The sequence below is a fragment of the Geodermatophilus sp. SYSU D00691 genome (genome assembly GCF_054050275.1).
This window is the reverse complement of the sequence record NZ_JBJGYZ010000018.1, coordinates 71,788-88,218: the sequence shown is the minus strand read 5'-3', so window position 1 is coordinate 88,218 and position 16,431 is coordinate 71,788. Positions and strand designations below refer to the sequence as shown.

The 16,431-nt window shown below is 75.4% G+C and carries 17 protein-coding genes; 6 read left to right on the top strand and 11 right to left on the bottom strand.

What is annotated here, in order from left to right; translation table 11 throughout:
- The first annotated feature begins 68 nt into the window (after positions 1–68).
- Positions 69–1,241 carry a cysteine--tRNA ligase gene (locus tag ACI797_RS14760; protein ID WP_456859448.1) on the top strand — a complete coding sequence of 391 codons (1,173 nt, stop codon included), beginning with the start codon at positions 69–71 and terminating at the stop codon, positions 1,239–1,241.
- Here the strand turns inward: ACI797_RS14760 and ACI797_RS14755 are convergent.
- From ACI797_RS14755 to ACI797_RS14745, 3 genes are read right to left on the bottom strand one after another with little or no spacing between them, the layout of a single operon-like run.
- Positions 1,238–2,626: an NAD(P)/FAD-dependent oxidoreductase gene (locus tag ACI797_RS14755; protein ID WP_456859446.1), complete on the bottom strand. Its 1,389-nt coding sequence runs from the start codon at positions 2,624–2,626 to the stop codon at positions 1,238–1,240. The two genes, ACI797_RS14760 and ACI797_RS14755, sit on opposite strands and share 4 nt — an antisense overlap.
- A 42-nt stretch (positions 2,627–2,668) precedes the next feature.
- Positions 2,669–3,628 carry a hypothetical protein gene (locus ACI797_RS14750; protein WP_456859445.1) on the bottom strand — a complete coding sequence of 320 codons (960 nt, stop codon included), beginning with the start codon at positions 3,626–3,628 and terminating at the stop codon, positions 2,669–2,671.
- Between the two features lie 48 nt (positions 3,629–3,676).
- Positions 3,677–4,057 (bottom strand): nuclear transport factor 2 family protein, encoded by a 381-nt coding sequence (locus ACI797_RS14745; protein ID WP_456859444.1) that lies wholly within the window; start codon positions 4,055–4,057, stop codon positions 3,677–3,679.
- Positions 4,058–4,122: 65 nt separating this feature from the next.
- On the opposite strand from ACI797_RS14745, the gene ACI797_RS14740 reads away from it, so the two are divergent.
- Both ACI797_RS14740 and ACI797_RS14735 read left to right on the top strand, forming a co-directional pair.
- A complete protein-coding gene (locus tag ACI797_RS14740) occupies positions 4,123–4,473 on the top strand; it encodes a hypothetical protein (RefSeq protein WP_456859443.1) in 351 nt (116 codons plus the stop codon).
- Between the two features lie 68 nt (positions 4,474–4,541).
- A complete protein-coding gene (locus tag ACI797_RS14735) occupies positions 4,542–5,135 on the top strand; it encodes a dihydrofolate reductase family protein (RefSeq protein WP_456859442.1) in 594 nt (197 codons plus the stop codon).
- 132 nt (positions 5,136–5,267) lie between these two features.
- Here ACI797_RS14735 and helR read toward each other — a convergent pair whose 3' ends face one another.
- From helR to pgi, 7 genes are all read right to left on the bottom strand, one after another.
- Entirely contained in the window at positions 5,268–7,424 is a 2,157-nt protein-coding gene (gene helR, locus ACI797_RS14730) for an RNA polymerase recycling motor ATPase HelR (RefSeq protein ID WP_456859440.1), read from the bottom strand.
- 153 nt (positions 7,425–7,577) lie between these two features.
- The gene (locus ACI797_RS14725) at positions 7,578–8,402 is read right to left on the bottom strand and encodes a competence protein CoiA family protein (protein ID WP_456859439.1); all 825 of its coding nucleotides are present in this window, start codon (positions 8,400–8,402) and stop codon (positions 7,578–7,580) included.
- Positions 8,399–9,235, bottom strand: coding sequence for a VOC family protein (locus ACI797_RS14720; RefSeq protein ID WP_456859438.1), 837 nt, complete (start codon positions 9,233–9,235; stop codon positions 8,399–8,401). The genes ACI797_RS14725 and ACI797_RS14720 overlap by 4 nt, the downstream gene beginning before the upstream one ends.
- Positions 9,236–9,610: 375 nt before the next feature.
- Entirely contained in the window at positions 9,611–11,065 is a 1,455-nt protein-coding gene (locus ACI797_RS14715) for a selenium-binding protein SBP56-related protein (RefSeq protein WP_456859436.1), read from the bottom strand.
- Between the two features lie 90 nt (positions 11,066–11,155).
- Complete coding sequence (locus ACI797_RS14710; protein WP_456859435.1) at positions 11,156–11,596, bottom strand: hypothetical protein; 441 nt, start codon at positions 11,594–11,596, stop codon at positions 11,156–11,158.
- 149 nt (positions 11,597–11,745) lie between these two features.
- Positions 11,746–12,234 (bottom strand): winged helix-turn-helix domain-containing protein, encoded by a 489-nt coding sequence (locus ACI797_RS14705; protein ID WP_456859434.1) that lies wholly within the window; start codon positions 12,232–12,234, stop codon positions 11,746–11,748.
- A gap of 418 nt (positions 12,235–12,652) precedes the next feature.
- Positions 12,653–14,284 carry a glucose-6-phosphate isomerase gene (gene pgi, locus ACI797_RS14700; protein WP_456859433.1) on the bottom strand — a complete coding sequence of 544 codons (1,632 nt, stop codon included), beginning with the start codon at positions 14,282–14,284 and terminating at the stop codon, positions 12,653–12,655.
- 134 nt (positions 14,285–14,418) lie between these two features.
- On the opposite strand from pgi, the gene ACI797_RS14695 reads away from it, so the two are divergent.
- Genes ACI797_RS14695 through ACI797_RS14685 form a run of 3 tightly spaced genes read left to right on the top strand, consistent with a single transcriptional unit; the run spans position 14,419 to position 16,163 of the window.
- Positions 14,419–14,703: a DUF1905 domain-containing protein gene (locus tag ACI797_RS14695; protein ID WP_456859432.1), complete on the top strand. Its 285-nt coding sequence runs from the start codon at positions 14,419–14,421 to the stop codon at positions 14,701–14,703.
- Between the two features lie 42 nt (positions 14,704–14,745).
- Positions 14,746–15,192, top strand: coding sequence for a DUF5709 domain-containing protein (locus ACI797_RS14690; RefSeq protein WP_456859430.1), 447 nt, complete (start codon positions 14,746–14,748; stop codon positions 15,190–15,192).
- The gene (locus ACI797_RS14685) at positions 15,189–16,163 is read left to right on the top strand and encodes an asparaginase (protein WP_456859429.1); all 975 of its coding nucleotides are present in this window, start codon (positions 15,189–15,191) and stop codon (positions 16,161–16,163) included. The genes ACI797_RS14690 and ACI797_RS14685 overlap by 4 nt, the downstream gene beginning before the upstream one ends.
- Before the next feature lie 6 nt (positions 16,164–16,169).
- Here ACI797_RS14685 and ACI797_RS14680 read toward each other — a convergent pair whose 3' ends face one another.
- Positions 16,170–16,382 (bottom strand): hypothetical protein, encoded by a 213-nt coding sequence (locus tag ACI797_RS14680; RefSeq protein ID WP_456859427.1) that lies wholly within the window; start codon positions 16,380–16,382, stop codon positions 16,170–16,172.
- Positions 16,383–16,431: the final 49 nt, after the last annotated feature.

Genomic DNA, 16,431 nt, shown 5'->3' with positions numbered 1-16,431 from the left:
ACCGGAACCGTCCGGTACCGACCAGGGCCGGACGTCACCGCCCGGCGTGTCCCCGGCAGGATGAGGTCATGACTGCGCGGTTGGTGCCCTCGTCCGGCGTGGTGGGCTCCGCGGGACGGGTGACCGGCGCGGACGGGGCGGTCCCGACGACCTCGCTGCGGCTGGGCGGATCGGCGCTCCCGGTGCTCGGCACGGCCCGCGTGTACACCTGCGGCATCACCCCCTACGACGTCACCCACCTCGGGCACGCGGCCACCTTCGTCTGGTCCGACGTCCTCGCCGCCGTGCTGGGCGCGACCGGCGCCGACGTCGTCACGACGCGGAACGTCACCGACGTCGACGACGTGCTCACCCGCGCCGCCGACGCCCGCGGCCGCCACTACGATGAGTTCGCGCTCAGCCAGGAGTTCCTGTTCGAGCGCGACATGCAGGCGCTGCGCGTGCACCGCCCGACGCACAGCCCGCGCGCCCGGCACCACGTGCCGCACGTGCAACACCTCGCCGTCGCCCTGCTCGCCGCCGGCGCCGCCTACGAGCGGGAGGGCACCGTCTGGTTCCGCGGGGCCGCCGTGGCCGAGCGCTCCGGCCTGCCGCGCGGACGCGCCCTGGAACTGGCCCGCGAGTTCGGCGACGACCCCGACGACCCGCGCAAGGACGACCCCTTCGACGTCCCGGTGTGGCGGCCGTCGGGCGAGGCCGACCCGGCGTGGCCGAGCCCCTGGGGCTGGGGACGGCCGGGCTGGCACGCCGAGTGCGCGGCGATGGCCACCGCCACGCTCGGTCTGTCGGTCGACGTGCTGGTCGGCGGGGAGGACCTCGCCTTCCCGCACCACGCCTACCAGGCGGCGATGGCCGAGGCGGCGGCGTCGGTGACGCCGTTCGCCCGCCGGCAGCTGCACGTCGGGGCCGTGCGCCAGGGCGGCGCCAAGATGGCCAAGTCGACCGGCAACCTCACCTTGGTCGCCGACCTGCTCGAGCAGCACCCGGCGGCCGCGGTCCGGCTGCTGCTGCTCGACCGGCCGTGGGGTGCGGCGTGGGACTTCGAGCCGGCCGGGCTCGCCGCCGCGGCGGCCCGCCTGGAGTCGCTGTACGCGGCGGCCGGGCGCGGCGGGGACCGCGGCGGCGACGCCGTCCTCGCGGCGCTGCTCGACGACCTCGACGTGCCACGGGCGCTGGCCGTGGCCGAGGAGGAGGGCGGGGGCGCCGCCCGCACCGCGCTGCGCGTGCTCGCTCTCGCCTAGCCCGCCGCCTCGCGGGGCGGCAGGCCCTGGGCGATCGCCATCCGCGCGTCGTCGGGGCGGACGACCGAGAGCTGCGTCGACTCCGGCGGCAGGATGGTCTGGAACAGCCAGTCGGTGGCGACCCGGACGCGGTTGGGCGTCGAGGGCAGCGCGTAGAGGTGGTAGCCCCGGGTGACCGCCTTGGCCGGCGGGCCGGTCAGCGGCACGCCCAGCGGCTTGGCCACGGCGTCCCAGCCGCCGAGGTCGGCGACCAGGCCCAGGTCCTTGTGCCGGTAGTCCTTCGGCTTCCCGACGCCGAGGTCGGCCGCGATGTTGCGGCCCATGACCGTGCCCTGGCGCTGCGCGTGCTGCGCCGTCGGCGGCGTGTCGGAGCGCGTGTCGGCCTCGGCCTCGGCGGCGAGGTCGGGGACGGCGGCGGCGTCCCCGGCCGCCCAGACGTGCGGCACGCCGGGGACCGACAGGTCGGCGTCGACCACCAGGCGGCCGCGGCGGGTGGGCAGCCCCAGCCGGTCGACCAGCGGGTTGGGCACCACGCCGGCGCCCCACAGCAGCGTGCGGGTGGGGACGGTCGTGCCGTCGGTGAGCCGCACCTCGTCCTCGTCGGCGGAGGCGACCGACACCTGCAGCCGGACGTCGACGCCGCGGCGGCGGAGCAGCTCCAGCGCCCGGCGGCCGAGCTCGGGGCCGAGCTCGGGCAGCACCGCGGGCGCGACGTCGACCAGCACCCACCGGACGTCCTGCGCCCGCGTGCGGCTCCACCGGCTCTCGATCTTGCGCAGCCAGCGCTGGGTCTGGGCGACGAGCTCCGTGCCGGTGTAGCCGGCCCCGACGGCGACGACGGTGAGCCGGGCGGCGCGCTCGGCGCGGCCGGCGGGGGTGTCGGGCGTCGCGTCGGCCAGGTCCAGCTGCTCGAGCAGGTGGTCGCGGAGGAACACCGCCTCGACCAGCGTCTTCATGCCGCGCCCGTGCTCGGGGACGCCGGGGATCGGGAACTGGCGGGTGACCGAGCCGGGGGCGAGGGCCAGCCGGTCCCAGGGCAGCGTCATCGCGGAGCCGTCCCGGGCGACCACGCCCACGGTGCGACCGGCGAGGTCGACGTCCTCGACGCGGCCGAGGACCAGCCGCACCCGGGGCAGCACCCGCCGCAGCGAGACCGCGATGTGCCGGGCCTCGACCACGCCGGTCGCCACCTCGGGCAGGAGCGGGCTGTAGAGCAGGTAGTCGGTGGGGTTGACCAGCACGAGCTCGGCGCCGTGCCACCGCTGCGTGCGCTGCAGCCGCTTCAGGGCGTAGAAGCCGGCGAACCCGCCGCCGACCACCACCACCCGCGGCCGCTCCCCGCCCGTCGGAGGTGTCCACCTGCTCCTGCCGGCTCGATGCAGCACGCCGTCCACCTGACCGGAGGTGCGGCGTGCGGGTCAACCCCTTCAGCCGCCCTGCGCGGGGATGCCGGCGGTGCCGGCCACGACCGCGGCCGCCGCGGCGTCGAGAGCGCGGACCGCGGCGGCCCACGGCGTGGCGGGGGAGAACTCGCCGAGCAGGACGACGGCGCGGCCGTCGGGCAGCAGCCCCACCGAGTGCAGCTGCCGGCGGCCGTCGACGCAGCACATCCAGCCCTGCTTCGCGGTGACCGGTCCGGCGATCCCGGCGGAGAGCAGCCCGAAGCGCTGGTCGAAGCCGTCCGCGGCGGTGGGCGTGGTCGCGCGCAGCCACGCGGTCAGCGGGCCGGCGACCCCCGGCCCGTACGCCTCGTCCACGCGGGAGAGGAAGGTGGCCACGTCGGTCGCGCTCATCAGCGCCTCGCCCCACTGGCTCGGGTCCGCCGGCGGGGAGGTGCCGGTCAGGCCGAGCCGTGCCGTCGCGGCGGTGACCAGGGCCGGGCCGTCGTGGCGCCCCCACAGGGCGCTCATCGCGGCGTCGTCGGAAGAGACGGCGGCGCGCTCGAGGAGGGCGCGCTCCTCCGGCGGGGGGTTGCCGCCCCAGCGGGCCAGGACCTCGGCGACGACGAGCAGCTTGACGAGCGAGGCGGTGAGCACCGGCCGCCCGGCGTCCGGACCGGCCAGCACCTGCCGGCCGAGGACGTCGGTGACCACGACCGTGACGGTCCCGCCCGCGGCGGCGGCCGCGGCTTGCACCTGGCCGAGGACGGCGGCCGCGTCGACGGCCACGGGCGGGGGGACCGCCGGGGGAGCGGCGCGGCGCGTCACCGGCGGCGTGGGGACGTGCGGCTCGGCCGCGCAGACCGGGACGAGGGCGGTCGAGAGGACCGAGGTGCCGGTGGACCCGTCGGCCGAGCCGAGCAGCACGGCGCCCACCAGCGAGGCGGCGGGGACGACCAGCAGCGTCCGCCGCACCCGCCGTCCGGAGGACCGGCTGCTCGGGCCCATGCACCCATCCTGCGCCGGACGGGTGCATGATCACTCAAATAGCGGGTGTCAGCTGGGCAAAGACGTCGGGGCGTAGGCGAGCAGCCGCCAGCCGCTCACCGTGCGTGACCAGACCGCCAGGCTCAGGTTGTCGATCGTCTTGGCCACCCCGCCGGCGTGGATGTCGGCGGTCATCCGCCCGACCACGATCGCGGTGTCGCCGACGACCTCGACGCGCTCCACCGGGTGCTCGATGCGGTGGTAGACGTAGTAGCCGCTGCGGACCTTCTCGAAGTACTCCGCCTTGGTGTCGCGGACGCCGCTGGAGTGGGCGTAGCTCAGCTCGTCGGCGCACAGCTCGTCGAGCGTGGCCAGGTCGGCGTCGAGCATCGCCTGGTAGCGGCGGTCCTCGGCGGTCAGCACGTCCTTGACGTCGGTGTCGTCGGTCACCGGCCGATCATGCTGGACGGCGGGGCCCACGGCACCGCCGTCCACCTCCTGACACGCTGTGCCGCGTGTTCATGAGTGCCGACGCGGCCAGCGCCTTCCTCATCGGCCGGCTGGCCATGGAGGGGCGGCAGCCGCAGGCGGTGCTCAAGGCGGCGCCCCCCGGCCCGTGGCGCGGGCTCGTCGGCGTGCTCGTCTTCGCCGTAGCCGACGGCCGGCTGTGGCTGGTGCAGCCGCAGCTGCTCGGCGAGCCGTCCGTCGCCTCGGTGCCGCTGGCCGAGGTGGGTGAGGTCGCGGTGCGCAGCGGCCGCAGGGTGCTGGTCGAGCTGCGCCTGGGGGAGCGGGTCCAGCGGTACACCGCCCTGGACGGCGCCGAGGCGGCGGAGGCGTTCGCCGCTGCTGCCCGCGGCGCCGGCTAGGTCGAGGTGCGATGAGTTCCGCGGCCCCCGGGGGTCGTACGGGCAGGCCGACAGCGAGGAGGATCGTGGTGCGCAGGGTGACCTACGAGATGGGCGTCTCGCTCGACGGCTACATCGTCGGGCCGGACGGCGGCTTCGACTGGTCGCCCCCTGATCCCGAGCTCTTCCGCTTCGCCACCGACCAGATCCGGGAGCTCGGGGTCCACGTCCTCGGCCGCCGGCTGTACGAGTCGATGCTGTACTGGGAGACCGCCGACGAGGACCCGTCGCACGACGAGCTGTTCGAGCAGGTCGGGATCTCCGTCGACGCACGGCGCGAGTTCGCCGCGCTGTGGAAGGCGCTGCCCAAGGTCGTGTTCTCCAGGACGCTGTCGGAGGTGCGGGGCAATGCCCGCCTGGCCTCCGGCGGCCTGGCGGAGGAGCTCGAGCGGCTGCGGGCCGCGCCCGGGGACGGGGACATCGCCATCGGCGGCGCGACCCTCGCCACCGAGGCGGCCGCGGCCGGGCTCATCGACGAGTACCGGCCCAGGGTCTACCCGGTGCTGGTCGGCGGTGGCATCCCCTTCTTCCCCCAGCGCGAGCACCGGGTGGACCTCGAACTGGTGGAGACCCGCCCCCTCGGCTCGGGAATCGTCTTCCTCCGCCACCGCGTGATCCGCTAGGGACGTCAGCCGAGCTGTCGGCGAGGGTGGCGTCGAGGTCGTCGACGGCGAACATCACGCTGCGCAGGCCCAGCACGTTCCCCGGCGCGTTCTCCGGTTGCGGGCTGACCGCCTCGGGGGAGTGGCACGTCGTCAGCTCGAGCCGGCCGTGCTCGTGAGGACGACGAGCTGCCGGGTCGCCCGGGTCATGGCGACGTAGCGGTCGACCGCTCCCTCGATGCCCTCGCCGAAGTCCTGCGGGTCGACGAGGACGACGAGGTCGAACTCCAGCCCCTTGGCCAGCACCGGGGTCAGCGACCGCACCCGGGGCGTCGCCCGGAACGCCGGGCCGCCGATCACGCACGCCGTCCCCTCGGCGTGCTCGGCGAGCCAGGCGTCGAGGCCCGAGTGCAGCTCCGACACCGACGCGTGGACGACGGGGACGCCGCTGCTGCGGATCGAGGTCGGCACGTTGGCATCGGGCAGCGCGGCCCGGATGACCGGCTCGGCCTCGGCCATGACCTCCGCCGGCGTGCGGTAGTTGATGGTCAGTGAGGCCAGGCCGATCCGGTCCAGTCCCACGCGCCCGAGCCGCTCCTGCCACGACTCCGGGAAGCCGTGCCGGGCCTGCGCGCGGTCCCCGACGATCGTGAAGCTCCCGGACGGGCACCGCAGCCGGAGCATCTGCCACTCCGCGTCGGTCAGCTCCTGCGCCTCGTCCACCACGACGTGCGCGAACGGGCCGGCGAGCACGTCGGGGTCGGCGGTGGGCAGCGCTGCCTCGTCGACCAGGGCGTCGCGCAGGTCGTGGTGGCGCAGGCTCGTCATCAGCAGCAGCTCCGAGTCGTCCGCCGCGATCAGCTCGTCGATGACGCCCGCCATGCGCTCGCGCTCGACCGCCGCGGCGGCCTCCTGCCGGCGCCTGCGCCGCGCCGCCTCCGGGTCACCGAGGCGCTGCCGGGCCGCGTCGAGCAGCGGCAGGTCCGACACCGTCCAGGCGTGCGGATCGGCCCGCTGCAGGGCCCGGACGTCGTCCGGCGCCAGCCAGGGGGCGCAGGTCCGCAGGTACGCCGGCACCGACCACAGGTCGCCGACGAGGTCGGCCGCCTCCAGCAGCGGCCAGGCCCGGTCGAGGGTCGCCCGCAGCTCCCGGTCCCGGGCCAGCGACCGGCGGACCGCGTCGTCCGGGACGTCGTCGTCCGCGTCGAGCTTGTCGACGAGGATCGACAGCAGCGCCTCCCAGACCTGCTCGCGCCCCTCGTTGTGCGGCGTCCCGGAGTCGGTGGCGTCGAAGGCCTCCGCCCAGTCGTCGGCGGTGAGCCGGACGTCGGCCCACGGGGTGGGGACCGTCATCCCCGTGGCGGGCGGCTCCTCGTAGAACCGGACGGCCGTCCCGACGGCCGCGACCATGTCCGCCGACGACTTCAGGGCGGCCACCCGCGGGTCCCGCTCCGCCGCGGCGGCGGCGCCCTCGGGGACGAGGTCGCGCAGGGTGCAGGTCTGCACGCCCTCCTCGCCGAGGCTGGGCAGGACGTCGGAGACGTAGGCCAGGTAGGGCTGGTGCGGCCCGACGAACAGCACGCCGCCGCGGTGGTGCCCGAGGCGCGGGTCGGCGTAGAGCAGGTAGGCGGTGCGGTGCAGCGCGACGACGGTCTTCCCGGTGCCCGGGCCGCCGTCGACGACCAGCGCGCCCTGCGAGCCCGCGCGGATGATCGCGTCCTGGTCGCTCTGGATGGTGCCGAGCACATCGCGCATGCGGGGTGAGCGGCTGCTGCCCAGGCTGGCGATGAACGCGGACTGGTCGTCGAGCGCGGCATGCGCGACCAGCCCGTCGGGGGTGAACACCTCGTCCCAGTAGTCGGTGATCCGCCCGCGGGTCCACCGGTAGCGCCGGCGGCTCGCCAGCCCCATCGGGGAGGCGTGGGTGGCGCCGAAGAACGGCTCGGCGGCCGGCGAGCGCCAGTCGACGAGCAGCCGGCGGCCGTCGCTGTCGGTCAGCCCGAGCCGGCCGACGTACACGGGCTCGGCGCCGTCCGCGCCGACCATGCGCCCGAGGCACAGGTCGAGCCCGAACCGGCGCAGGGTGCGCAGGCGGGCGGTGAGCCGGTGGACCTCCAGGTCCCGGTCCAGCGCGGCCTGGCCGCCGCGGCCCTGCGCGCGGCGCTCGGTCTCGAGGCGGTCGGACAGCTCGGCGATCGACCGGTCGAGGCTCTCGGCGACCGCGGCGAAGTGCTGCTCGTCGTCGGCGATCAGCGCCGGGTCGGCCTTGGCGGAGAGGTTGTCGGGAAGGGCGAAAGCGGTGGTGATCAAGGAGTTCCCTCGCGACTCGCGGGCTCGAGGCGGTGGCCTCGGCCGGCGATTCTGCGGCCCGTCCCGGGTCTTGCCGCAAGCCCCGGGGTGCGCTATACGTTCAAGTGGGAGGACGAACAGGCCCCCGCTCCTCGTCCGCTCGGACGATCACCCTCAGCCCGCGAACGGCAGCGGCAGCATCGGCTCCGCCCAGGACTCCCGTGCCGCGCCCCGCCGGCGTCCGGCCGCCCGACGGGCGACCTGCGCCCGCTCGTCCGCGCGCCGGGCGTGCAGGGCGCGGGCCTCCTCGACGCCCGGCGCGACGAACCCCTCGGCGCCCAACCGGCAGGCGCCGAGCCGCACCCAGCGCGTCCGGCCGTCGACGTCGCGGACCCCCACCGCGAGGCCGGCGCCCTGGCGGCGCAGCGCGAAGGCGACCCCGCGCACCGCCGCCTCGGTGGTCGCGGCGGCCTCCGCTGCGGGACCGTAGAGCCAGGTGACCTGCCGGAACCGGGCGCGCGCGGCGTCGTCGCGCTCCCGCCAGGCGGTGTCGGGCAGCGGCGAGAGCTGGACCTCGACGGCGGCCGCGAGACCGTCCACGACGACGTGCAGGTCGGTGCGGCCGTCCGGGCGGCGGACCTTCTCGACCCGTCCGCGGTGGCCCTGCGCGGCCAGCCAGGCCGTGACGGCGCGCTGGTAGCGCAGGTGCTCGTAGGCGAGGGCGGCGTCGGCGCCGCCGTCGGCGAAGCGGCAATGCCCGTCGTCGACGTGCCGGAACCGGGGGAGCCGGCCGGCGACCACCAGCTGCAGCCGGCCGCCGCAGCCGCCGGCCTCGGTGCTGCACCAGAAGGCGCCCCGGTAGTGCTCGCGCACCTGCCGCGCGTCCTCGCGGTCGTCCGGCGCGGGCACCGCGTGCGTGCCCGCGGCGCCGTCGGTGACCGCCCAGCGCAGGGCGCCCGGCACCTCGACCTGCGACCCGGCCGGCATCGTCGTCGTCACCAGTCGTCCGGCGGGGTGAACTGGCTGACGGTGAACTCGGCGCCCTGCGGGTCGCGCACCAGCGCGGTGCGGGTCCACGGGTTCTCGTCGCGGGCGAGCACGGTCGCGCCCAGGCGCTCGGCGGTGGCGGCGCTCCCGTCGCGGTCGGCGACGCTGAAGGTGACGTGCCAGTGCGCCGGTTCCCCGGGACCGCTGACCAGGAGCCCACCGATCACGTCGGCGAACCCGGGCGGCGCGGACGCCTGGCGCTCGTGGATGCCCGGGTCGACGGTCGCCGCCAGGTGGTCGCCGTAGCCGGGGACCTGGAGCATCGTCCCGGCGTCCATCGCCATGTCGACGTCGCGCCAGCCGAACAACGGCCGGTAGAACGCCATCGCGGTCGACCGGTCGGGGGCGTGCAGGTCGCTGAAGTTCCAGGTCCCCGGCGCGTTGGTCAGCTGGGCGCCCGGCCGGCGTCGGGCCTGCCACAGCCGGAACTCCGCGCCGAGCGGGTCGGCGCACACCGCCATCCGGCCGCCCGGGCCGGCGTCCGCCGGCGGGACGGCGACGACGCCGCCGGCGGTCTGCACCGCCGCGGCGGTCGCGTCGGCGTCGTCGACGGCGACGTAGGTGTTCCACGCCGGGGCCTGCGCGTCGGCGGCGGGTGCGAGCGCCGCGACGTCCTGCCCGTCGAGCGTGGCGACGAGGTACGAGCCGGGCGCCTCCGGCGGCACCGCGTCGGTGAGGGTCCAGCCGAACAGGCCGGAGTAGAACGCGGCGGCCGCGTCGAGGTCGGGCTGCTCGGTGTCGATCCAGCAGGTCACCCCGTGCGGATAGGTCCTCGGAGCCGTCATGCCCGCGACGCTAACGGCGGGTACCGACGCTTTCCGGTGGTCGGCCGGCATCCTCCCGGGCCTGCCACGGGCGGAGTTCGGCGAGGACGGGCGGCACGAGGAAGCACCACCGCGACGGCTCCCTCCGGGCGCGGGGGCGGGTCGTCGGCGGGCAGCCCGACGGCTGCTGGGAGTGGTTCCGCCTTGACGGGACGACGCTCCGCTCCGGGCACTTCGACCGCGGTCGCCAGGTCGGCGGGTGGACGACGTACGACCGCTGCGGTGCCCCCTGCAAGGTCACCGCGATGGGTTGAGGCCCGGCGACTTCTGCGATCTCGTGGCTTCCCGGGCCGGGGAGGCCACGAGATCGCAGATCTCGTGCGGCGGAAGGCCCGATCAGCGGTAGCAGTAGGAGTCGCTCGAGGCGTCGCCGCCCTGCAGGCGGGTCTGGTGCGGGCGCAGGCCGCGCCAGTCGTCGCCGTGCGGGAAGAACCGCTCGTCGAGGGTGAGCCCGCCGGTCGCCGGGTCGGTGTCGATCTTGGCCATCCACGAGCCGCAGCCGTCGGGGAAGAACTGGTCGTCCCAGGCGCCGTAGAGCGAGTTGGTGACGTAGATCCGCCGCCCGTCGCGGCTGACCTCGACCATCTGCGGCCCGCCGGCGAGCGGGAAGTCGGGGCGGGCCGGGTGCGGCGTCCGGCGCACCACGCCGCCGAGGTGCACGGAGCCGACCTCGCGCGGGTGCGCCGGATCGGAGACGTCGTACTGCTTGAGCTCCCCGATGCCCCAGCAGGACACGTAGAGCATGCGGTCGTCGACCGACAGGTCGATGTCGGTGACCAGCGGCGGGACGGCGCCGAACGGGGCCAGTGCCGGCGGCAGGTCGGCCGGGTCCGCCGGCTCGGCGGGGATGGTGATGACCTTCTCGGCCTTCCACTCCTCGCCGTCGCGGAACCAGCGCCACACCGACGCCGACAGGTCGGCGGTGGAGACGACGACGCCGACGAAGCCCCACGTCGCCTCGGGGTCGTGCGAGGGCCGCAGCTCCAGCACCATCTGGTGCTCGGCACCGAGGTCGACCTCCTGCAGGTGCCGGCCCTCGGCCAGGTCCCAGAAGTGCAGCTTGTGGCCGTACTCGCCGGCCAGCAGCTTCTCGGGGACCAGCCCGTTCTCCACCATCGACGGCGTGCCCCACTCGCTGGAGACCAGGACGTTCTGGTTGAGGTGCCACCAGGCGTCGTAGGCCAGGTACTGCGGCCCCCGGTCGGTCTCCCACGCCCGCAGCACGTCGAAGGTGCTGTGGTCGAGCAGCGCGATGCCGCCGGGACCCTCGTCGCCGTCCCCGCTGCCCAGGCAGGTGAGGAAGACGCCGTCGGGACCGCAGTGCAGCGTGTGCGGGCGCGAGTAGCCGGCCTTCTCCGCCAGCTCCTTGGCCTCGATGGTCTTGTGCAGCACGGGGTTCCGCGGGTCCGGCCGGGTGTCGTAGACGTGGATGTTCGAGCTGCGCAGCCCCGGCAGCAGCAGGTAGCGCCGCTGCAGGCCGTCCTCGCCCATGTCGTGGCCCTCGTGCTTGAGCGCGCTGGAGCAGGCGTTCCAGCCGAAGTGGTGCAGCTCGTCGCCGACGGTGGGCAGGTCGGCCCAGCCCACGATCTGCCCGTAGGTCCCGGAGCCGGGGTCGGTGTCGACGACGGTCAGCGCATCCGGCTTCTGCGCGGCCCGGTCGAAGGCGACCACGTACGCCAGCTGCTCGGTCGGCGCGGCGATCGCGTCGGACGGGGTGCGGTAGAAGGTCGGGTCGGACGTGTGGTTCTCGTGCCCACCGTCGTGGTGCCGGTGGTGGTCGTGCTCGCTCATCGCAGCTTCTCCTCTGACCTGGCGCGGGACGGACGCGTCCGACCCGATCAAGTTAGTGGGGAAAGGCTGGGGCGGTCCATGCCGGACAGGTCAGCGAGGGGTGCGGACCCGCCCCTCCACCAGGCAGGTCACGCCGGCGACCCGGCAGCCGCCGTCGGTGCGGGCGAGGACCTCCTCGAGCACCGCGCTCTCGCCGCGCGGCAGGGCGACCAGGACCGGCCGCCGGCTGCGCACGGCCGGGTGGGCGAACGCCTGCCCGACGAGGCTCGCGGCGATGTCGCCGGGCAGGCCGGGGAGGTCGGCCCGGAAGTCGAGGACCACGCGCTCGGGCTCGTCGCTCACCTGCGCCTCGGCGAGCCGCCCCGCGGGGGTCACGACCTCCACGCCGGAACGGCTGGTGAGCAGTTCCCACGGCCGACCGTCGGCGCCGTGGCCGCGGATCCTCCGGGGGAAGGTCGCCAGGGGATCGGCGACGACGTTCGGTTCGGTACGACCGGTCGTGGTCCGTTCGGCCACCACGACAGCGGGCATGTACGACCTCCACGTGCAGGAGTGGGGGAGGACGGGGGGAGACGGGAGCGACCCGGCGACGCCGGCGAGCCGATTGCGGAGCCCGACGGCGCACAGAGTGCCGGGGATCGACTTTTCGGGGCAGGGCCCTTGGTCCCGGTGCCCCGAAATCAAGACGGGTCGAGCCGATACCCGACGCCCCGTACGGTGCTCAGCTGGGCGGCAGCGGGGCCGAGCTTGCGGCGCAGCCGGGTGACGTGCACGTCCACCGTGCGGCCGGCGGCCCCCTCGGCGGCCGGCCACACCTCGCGCATCAGCTGCGCGCGGCTGAGCGTGCGGCCGGCGGCGCGGGCCAGCGCCCGCAGCAGCTCGAACTCGCGGGCGGTCAGCGGGACCCGGCGACCGGCCACCAGGGCGGTGTACGCGTCGGGCTCGACGACCAGCCGGCCCAGCCGGATCACCGCGGGGTCGGTGGGCGTCTCGTCCCGCCGCGCGAGCCCGTGCAGCGCCGCGGCGATGTCGACGACCCGGTCGGGGTCGGAGCAGAGCAGCCGGCCGTCCTCGGTGAGCACCAGGACGGCGACCGGTCGGTCGGCGGGGTCGGCGACCGCGGGAAGGGCGACGGGACGGCGGAGCGGGGTGACCGGTGCGAGCGTCATGACGGGTCCTCCTGCGGAGCTGGCGGGCGGCGGGGTCAGGCCGGCCGACAGCAGCCCGCGGGCACCCGGACGAGGTCGACCTGCAGGCGCCGGCTCAGCGTCGGGGGGACCACGACGACTTCCTACCACAAAGCACACCATTCCGGTCGGGATGGTGCGCATGCCGAGTGCTCACGAGCTCCCGGCGAGCACCGCGCCCACGTCGTCGCGTCCGGGAAGTCGCCGAGCAGGACGACGACCCGCCCGTCGGCCAGGACGCCGCCGTCCGGGTCCCGGACGACCACGGCGATCGACCCGCCGGCGAGCGTGACCGCCGCAGCGGGTGCCAGCGGCCGGTACCGACGGTTCCCGCGCACGGGGGAACCGCCGGCCGCCCCGCTGTGCGTCGGCTGCGACGCGTCTGATCACCCCGTGTGGATCAGGCGGGCCGCCCCCGGTGCTCGCGCAGGTACTTGACCAGCGCGTTCGTGCTCGGGTCGGAGTCGTACTCCGGCGCCTGCTCGCTCTGCAGCATCGGTGCCAGCTGGTTGGCCATCACCTTGCCGAGCTCGACGCCCCACTGGTCGAAGCTGTTGATGCCCCAGACGACGCCCTGGGTGAAGACCCGGTGCTCGTAGGCGGCGACCAGCTGGCCCAGCGTCGACGGCGTGAGCTTCGGCGCGACGATGGCGTTGGACGGGCGGTTGCCCGGCATCACCCTGTGCGGCACGACGGCCGCCGGAGTGCCCTCCGCCGCGACCTCCTCGGCCGTGCGCCCGAAGGCCAGGGCACGCGGCTGGGCGAGGAAGTTGGACAGGAACAGGTCGTGCATGCCGTCGAGGTCGTGGTTGGGCTGGGCGAAGCCGATGAAGTCGGCCGGCACCAGCACGGTGCCCTGGTGGAGCAGCTGGTAGAAGGCGTGCTGACCGTTGGTGCCCGGCTCGCCCCAGACGATCTCGCCGGTGGCGACGTCGACGGCGGAGCCGTCGAGGGTGACCGACTTGCCGTTGGACTCCATGCAGAGCTGCTGGAGGTAGGCGGGGAAGCGCGCCAGGTACTGCGAGTAGGGGAGCACCGCCTGGCTCTGGGTGCCGAAGAAGTCGACGTACCAGACGCTGATCAGCCCGAGCAGCGCCGGCAGGTTCTCCTCCCAGGGCGCGGTCCGGAAGTGCTCGTCGACCGTGTGGAACCCGTCGAGCAGCTCCCGGTAGCGCTCGGGCCCGATCGCCACCATCAGCGACAGCCCGATCGCCGAGGTGAACGAGTACCGGCCGCCGACCCAGTCCCAGAACCCGAACATGTTGTCGGTGTCGATGCCGAACTCGGCCACCTTGGCGGCGTTGGTCGAGACCGCCACGAAGTGCTTGGCCACCGCCTTGTCGTCGCCGCCGAGCCCCTCCACCAGCCAGCGGCGGGCCTCCCGGGCGTTGGTCAGCGTCTCCTGCGTGGTGAAGGTCTTTGAGGCGACGACGAACAGGGTCGTCGCGGGGTCCAGGTCGCGGGTTGCCTCGGCGAGGTCGGTCGGGTCGATGTTGGAGACGAACCGGAAGGTCAGCGACCGGTCGGAGTAGTCGCGCAGCGCGAGGTAGGCCATGGCCGGGCCGAGGTCGGAGCCGCCGATGCCGATGTTCACCACGGCGCGGATCCGCTCGCCGGTGTGCCCGGTCCACGCCCCGCTGCGCACCCGGTCGGCGAAGCCGGCCATCCGCCCGAGCACCTCGTGCACGTCGGCCCGCACGTCCTGCCCGTCGACGGTGGCGCCGCTGGTCGCGGGGTCGCGCAGCGCCACGTGCAGGACCGCGCGGTCCTCGGTGGAGTTGATGTGCTCGCCGGCGAACATCGCCTCGGTGCGCTCGCGCAGGCCGGCCGCGTCGGCGAGGGCGGCGAGCAGCCGGATCGTCTCGCCGGTCAGCCGGTTCTTCGAGTAGTCGAGGGTCAGGTCGCCGGCGCGGGCGGTCATGGCGGTGCCGCGGCCGGGGTCCTCGGCGAACAGCTCCCGGAGGTGGCGGTCCCGGATCTGCCCGTGGTGCTCCGCCAGTGCCCGCCACTCCGGGGTCTCGCTGATCGGCATGCTTCCTCCGTCTCGTCTTCCTGGTGGTGAGCCTTCCGTACCGCGCGGGGGGGCGGCCACCGCGGGCCCGCGATGAGTTCCGGTGGGCCGGGCGGTCGAGCACCGTGCAGGCACCTCACGAGAGGACGGCGACCATGGCCACGACCGGACCGCTGGACACGACCTTCACCGCAGAACTGCTCAAGAGCCCCAGCAAGGGCGGCTGGACGTACGTGCAGATGGACGGCTCCGCCGAGTTCTTCGGCACCCGCGGCCTGGTCAAGGTGCGGGGCACCGTCGACGGCCACCCGTTCTCCAGCTCCTTCATGGCGCTGGGCGACGGCACGCACAAACTGCCGGTGCGCAACGATGTGCGACGCGCGATCGGCAAGGAGCCGGGGGACACGGTGACCGTGCACCTGTCCGAGCGCATCGGCTGACGCCGTCCCCCCCGGGGGGGCGGCCGGGGAGGAGAACGAGGCATGGGTGGCTACCGCGGCCAGGACGACACCGACGCGCAGGAGGCCTCGGGGCTGCTCGAGCCCGAGGACGTCCTGGAGGACGACTCGTACGGCGACGTGCTCGACCGCGGCTACTCGCCGCGCGACACCGCGGTGGCGTCCACGGACTTCGGCATGACCCAGGCCGAGGAGGAGGCGGGGGAGAGCCTCGACGGCCGGCTCGCCCGCGAGCTGCCCGACGGGCCGGCCGAGGACGACGGTGACGGTCTCGGCGACGTCGTCGGCACCGACGGGGAGCTGCGCGACGACGAGGTGGGCGACGACCGGGCCGGGCGGCTCGCGGCCGGCGACGACGGGTACGGCGACGACGAGGCCGAGCTGTGGGCCGAGGACGAGGGGATCGACGGCGCCGGCGCGTCGGCCGAGGAGGCCGCCGTCCACGTCGTCCGCGACGACGAGCGCTGGTGACCCGGCGCCGGGTCTCCCTCTACTCGCTCGGCGGCACGATCGCCTCGGTGCCGGGCGGCGGCACGGGAGTGGCGCCGCGGCTGGGCGCCGCGGAGCTGCTCGCGGCCGTGCCCGGCCTGGCCGACGTCGCGCGGGTCGACCCGGTGGCGTTCCGGCAGGTGCCGTCCGGGGAGCTGACGCTGGACGACGCCGTGGGCCTGGCCGCCGCGCTCGCGGCCGACGACGCCGACGGGGTGGTCGTCGTCCAGGGCACCGACACCCTGGAGGAGATCGCCTTCGCCCTCGACCTGCTCGTGCGCGGCGAGCGGCCGATGGTGCTGACCGGCGCCATGCGCCACCCGGGGCTGCCGGGTGCCGACGGCCCGGCGAACGTGCACGCCGCGGTGACGGTGGCGGCCGACCCGGCGGCGGCGGGGCTGGGTGCGCTCGTGGTCGCCGCCGACGAGGTCCACGCGGCCCGCTTCGTCCGCAAGGCGCACGCGCAGCGCACCGGGGCCTTCACCTCCCTGACGGCCGGGCCGGTCGGCTGGGTGGCCGAGGGGCGCTGCCGCATCGCGCTGCGGCCGCCGCCCCTGCCGCCGGTGGTCGACCCGGCGCCCGGGCCGGTGCCGCCGGTCGCGCTCGTGACCGCGACAGCGGGCGACGACGGCCGGCTGCTCGGTGCCACGCGCGCGGCCGGCTACGCCGGGCTGGTCGTGGCCGGGTTCGGCGGCGGGCACGTGCCGTCGTCCTGGGTGCCGGCGCTGACGGCGCTGGCCGCGGAGGTCCCGGTGGTGCTCGCCGGGCGGACCGGCGCCGGTGAGGTGCTGCGCTCGACCTACGGCTTCGCCGGGTCGGAGACCGACCTGCTGGCCTGTGGGCTGGTCCCGGCCGGGTTCCTCGACGGGCCGAAGGCCCGGGTGCTGCTGTCCCTGGTGCTCGCCTGCGGCGGCGACCCCGCGGCGGCGTTCGCGCGGGTGGCGCAGCCGTAGGGCGGGTCAGGCGGCCTGGAGCCGGGTGGACGGCGTCCCGCCGGTCATGGCGAACCGCTGCTCCAGCAGCTCGTTCACCGTCGCCTCCGCCTGCTCGCAGGCGGTGACGACCTCACCGCAGGGGTCGAGGTAGAACCGCGCGCGGGCGACGTTGAGGTCGGTGTAGGCGGTCACGATGCGGCGGTCGAGGTCGGAGACCTGGTCAGCAACGGTCGGCATGGAGGCACTTCCAGGAGGCGGAGCGTCGGCGCGTTGGTTCGACCGGTCG

Excerpts from the sequence above, each read along its gene's own strand:
- ACI797_RS14760 (WP_456859448.1), top strand. The coding sequence starts at position 69 with ATGACTGCGCGGTTGGTGCCCTCGTCCGGCGTGGTGGGCTCCGCGGGA.
- ACI797_RS14750 (WP_456859445.1), bottom strand. The coding sequence starts at position 3,628 with ATGGGCCCGAGCAGCCGGTCCTCCGGACGGCGGGTGCGGCGGACGCTG.
- ACI797_RS14720 (WP_456859438.1), bottom strand. The coding sequence starts at position 9,235 with ATGACGGCTCCGAGGACCTATCCGCACGGGGTGACCTGCTGGATCGAC.
- ACI797_RS14715 (WP_456859436.1), bottom strand. The coding sequence starts at position 11,065 with ATGAGCGAGCACGACCACCACCGGCACCACGACGGTGGGCACGAGAAC.
- ACI797_RS14710 (WP_456859435.1), bottom strand. The coding sequence starts at position 11,596 with ATGCCCGCTGTCGTGGTGGCCGAACGGACCACGACCGGTCGTACCGAA.
- ACI797_RS14705 (WP_456859434.1), bottom strand. The coding sequence starts at position 12,234 with ATGACGCTCGCACCGGTCACCCCGCTCCGCCGTCCCGTCGCCCTTCCC.
- pgi (WP_456859433.1), bottom strand. The coding sequence starts at position 14,284 with ATGCCGATCAGCGAGACCCCGGAGTGGCGGGCACTGGCGGAGCACCAC.
- ACI797_RS14695 (WP_456859432.1), top strand. The coding sequence starts at position 14,419 with ATGGCCACGACCGGACCGCTGGACACGACCTTCACCGCAGAACTGCTC.
- ACI797_RS14690 (WP_456859430.1), top strand. The coding sequence starts at position 14,746 with ATGGGTGGCTACCGCGGCCAGGACGACACCGACGCGCAGGAGGCCTCG.
- ACI797_RS14680 (WP_456859427.1), bottom strand. The coding sequence starts at position 16,382 with ATGCCGACCGTTGCTGACCAGGTCTCCGACCTCGACCGCCGCATCGTG.